1 protein-coding gene and 1 pseudogene are annotated in these 767 nt (G+C 36.5%); one reads left to right on the top strand and one right to left on the bottom strand.

Going from position 1 to position 767, the window contains the following annotated elements; genetic code table 11:
• Positions 1 to 251 precede the first annotated feature (251 nt).
• Positions 252 to 505: pseudogene (locus tag LI074_RS18265) on the bottom strand (IS110 family transposase); the annotation flags it as partial.
• A gap of 75 nt (positions 506 to 580) precedes the next feature.
• On the opposite strand from LI074_RS18265, the gene LI074_RS17070 reads away from it, so the two are divergent.
• The coding region (locus LI074_RS17070) for a hypothetical protein (protein ID WP_207664331.1) at positions 581 to 767 on the top strand (187 nt) is incomplete at its 3' end.

Genomic DNA, 767 nt, shown 5'->3' on the forward strand with positions numbered 1-767 from the left:
AGAAAAGTTTAAATTGGTTTGAGAAAGAGAAAAGTAAATTCTGTAAAGTTGACTTTACAAAACCTGAAAAACAGAAAGAGAGCTACCAGACAGCAGAAGAAAAAAACAGAACGGACAAAAAAGACGGACTGATTACATAATAGGAAACTGAAAGTTTGAAACAAAGGGATAGTGGATAGAGAATAAATTTTGACATCACAAATAAGCCATCTTTAGGTGGCTGAAAAATTGAATATAAACGCAACACCTAATCAGGAAACTGACAAAGGATCGTCTTTGATAAAATAACCTCTTTGCTTAAGCAGATTAAGTGCCTGTGAAGTAGTTAACACTTTTTCTTTATTCACAGGACGGGAGTCAAGAAAACCTTCCGGTGTATATGGCTTTAAATCTGTGAGTATGTGCCAGATAGCGGTCAGGATCATACGGCAGCAATGACGGCTTTCTTGTGACCACGGCGTGCTTTGATGCGACGGTAACGGTCTGTAAATTCAGGATGTTTCTTATAGCACTCCCAAAAAATACTGCACATTCTTGACAACAGGTCTATGATAGAGTCAAGAGGTGATTATTATGTTGCATGATGAAACACGAAAACTGCTTATTGAAGCTTGGAATAAAACGCACAATGCAAAAGAAATCTACATCTACAGATTTTCTTCCATTGAATTTAAATAACGAAACTTATCTTTACAGAGATTGGGTTCCTGCAAAGGTAGAAAAAAGCGGCTTTTCAAGCCGCTTTTTCTGCATAGTTAAATATGTTA

Origin of the sequence: Blautia sp. MSK18_10, assembly GCF_020553185.1 — a bacterium.
Lineage (GTDB): Bacteria > Bacillota > Clostridia > Lachnospirales > Lachnospiraceae > Blautia_A > Blautia_A wexlerae.